Origin of the sequence: Novosphingobium sp. MD-1 (genome assembly GCF_001014975.1) — a bacterium.
Taxonomy (GTDB): Bacteria; Pseudomonadota; Alphaproteobacteria; order Sphingomonadales; family Sphingomonadaceae; genus Novosphingobium.
The window spans coordinates 1-2514 of sequence record NZ_BBXA01000001.1 but is presented as its reverse complement, the minus strand read 5'-3'; the positions used below and the strand labels follow the sequence as shown (position 1 = coordinate 2514).

The following is a 2514-nucleotide window of genomic DNA, read 5'->3' as shown; positions in this document are numbered from 1 at the left end:
TGTGGATCGGCGTGCAAAAAGGACCCCGTTAGCGGGGTGATCGGCGTCTAAAAGGGACCCCTCATTTCGATAGCTTACACAGCCGCGTGGAAGTTCATGCGGCGAGATCGGGATGTTGGTTTTGGAGACAGTGGTTCGTATCCGGCGTGAGTATGCCGGCGGGAAGGCGATCAAGGCGATCGCGCGTGATCTGCATGTGTCGCGGAAGGTAATCCGCAAGGCGATCCGGGCGCCGGAAGGCGCATTTGATTATCGGCGCAAGGTTCAGCCGCTGCCGCGGATCGGTCCGTTTCAGGATCGGCTGGATGTGCTGCTGGAAGAGAACGAGTTACGGGGCCGACGTGACCGGCTTCGGATGACCCGTATCCACGACCTTCTGGTGCGTGAGGGTTTCGAGGGCTCTTACGATGCCGTGCGCCGCTATGCGGCACGGTGGAAGATCGAGCGGCGCAGGGATGTCGGAGACGGGACGACTGCCTTTATTCCGATGCTGTTCCAGCCCGGCGAGGCCTACCAGTTCGACTGGAGCCACGAGGATGTCGAGATCGCCGGCAAGCCGATGCGGGTAAAGGTCGCGCACATGCGGCTGTGCGCATCGCGGGCTGTGTATGTCCGGGCCTATCCACGCGAGACCCAGGAGATGCTGTTCGACGCGCATGCGCGCGGCTTTGCCTTCTTCGGCGGCGTGCCCCGGCGCGGCATCTACGATAATATGAAGACGGCGGTGACGAGCGTGTTCACCGGCAAGGACCGGGTGTTCAACCGGCGGTTCCTGATCATGGCCAACCATTATATGGTCGAGCCCACGGCCTGCTCGCCGGCGGCGGGATGGGAGAAGGGTCAGGTCGAGAACCAGGTGCAGACGATCCGAGGGCGCTTCTTCCAGCCCCGTCTGCGGTTCGCCAGCCTCGAGGAGCTCAATGGCTGGCTGGAAGCTGAGTGCCGACGCTGGGCCGAACGGCAGGCCCATCCTGAGCAGGGCGACCAGACCGTGGCGCAGATGCTGGAGATCGAACGTCCTGCATTACAGTCGATGCTGGGGCCGTTCGACGGCTTCAACGAGAGCGAGCACGGCGTGTCGGGCACCTGCCTGATCAGCTACGATCGCAACCGTTACTCGGTCCTCTCGACAGTGGCGCGGCGCACTGTGCAGGTTCGGGCCTATGCCGACCGTATTGTCGTGCGATGCGGCGATGAGGTCGTCGCTGAGCATCCCCGCTTCTTCGGGCGGAACCGCACCATCTATGATCCCTGGCACTATCTGCCGGTGCTGGCCCGCAAGCCCGGCGCTTTACGCAACGGAGCACCCTTCCAGGACTGGGAACTGCCGCCGGCGCTCGCCCGATTGCGACGCAAGCTGGGTAACGGCGATGATGCCGATCGGCGGTTCGTGCGCGTGCTGGCGGCCGTGCTGACCGATGGCCTGGAACTCGTCGAAGCCGCCGTGCGGGAGGCACTGGCAACCGGCACGGCGAGCGACGACTTGATCCTCAATATCCTGGCACGGCGCCGCGAACCGCCGCGACCGCTGACGATCGTCACGTCGGAGGACAATGCCCTGCGGCATCCGCCGATCGCCGACTGTGCCCGTTACGACCAACTGAGGAACTTTCATGCAGCGGCATGACATGATCGACGCGATGCGCGGGCTCGGACTCAAAGGGATGGCCGGCGCGTTCGATGAGACCGTCACCACAGGGCTTCAGCGCCAGCGCACGACGATGGAGATACTGACCGATCTGCTGCGTGCGGAGGCAACGCACCGCCACGCCGCCTCGATCCGATACCGGATGGCGGCCGCCAAGCTGCCGGTGGTGAAGGACATTGATGCTTTCCACTTCGAGGGGACGCCGATCAACGAGGGGCTGGTCCGTTCGCTGCACGGCGGGGCGTTCCTCCCCGCACGGCGCAATGTCGTCCTGGTCGGTGGCACCGGCACCGGCAAGACCCATCTGGCCATCGCCATCACCGCCAATGTCGTCCGCGCTGGAGCGCGGGGGCGTTACTTCAACACCGTTGATCTGGTGACCCGCCTCGAAGAGGAAGCCCGGATCGGCAAAAGCGGCGCGCTTGCCGCCCAGCTCTCTCGCCTCGACCTCGTCGTGCTCGATGAGCTTGGCTATCTTCCCTTCGCCCGTTCAGGCGGGCAGTTGCTGTTCCATCTGGTCAGCAAACTTTACGAGCAAACCAGCGTCATCATCACGACCAACCTGGCGTTCGGAGAATGGCCGACGGTGTTCGGCGACCCCAAGATGACCACCGCTCTCCTCGATCGCGTCACCCATCATTGCGACATCATCGAGACCGGCAATGACAGCTGGCGCTTCAAGAACCGAAACTGATCCCTGCCGCACGCAGGATTAAGGTGCCTTGCGCTGCGCGCGCCTCCGGTCGGGCTCCGCCCTCCCTACGCCGCGCGCAGCGCAAGGCGCGTTCCTCGACCGTCCTGCCATCGTTGAGAGGGGGTCCCTTTTGCGCGCCGATCGGGGGTCCCTTTTGGACGCCGATTGACAG

2 protein-coding genes are annotated in these 2514 nt (G+C 64.2%); both read left to right on the top strand.

Going from position 1 to position 2514, the window contains the following annotated elements; all coding sequences use genetic code 11:
* Nucleotides 1–112 precede the first annotated feature (112 nt).
* The gene (gene istA, locus NMD1_RS00010; protein ID WP_125953070.1) at nucleotides 113–1627 is read left to right on the top strand and encodes an IS21 family transposase; all 1515 of its coding nucleotides are present in this window, start codon (nucleotides 113–115) and stop codon (nucleotides 1625–1627) included.
* Nucleotides 1614–2342: an IS21-like element helper ATPase IstB gene (gene istB / locus NMD1_RS00005; protein WP_125953069.1), complete on the top strand. Its 729-nt coding sequence runs from the start codon at nucleotides 1614–1616 to the stop codon at nucleotides 2340–2342. The genes istA and istB overlap by 14 nt, the downstream gene beginning before the upstream one ends.
* Nucleotides 2343–2514: the final 172 nt, after the last annotated feature.

Bases quoted from the DNA above. Each gene is read 5' to 3' on its own strand.
- istA (WP_125953070.1), top strand. From the start codon at position 113: ATGTTGGTTTTGGAGACAGTGGTTCGTATCCGGCGTGAGTATGCCGGC.
- istB (WP_125953069.1), top strand. From the start codon at position 1,614: ATGCAGCGGCATGACATGATCGACGCGATGCGCGGGCTCGGACTCAAA.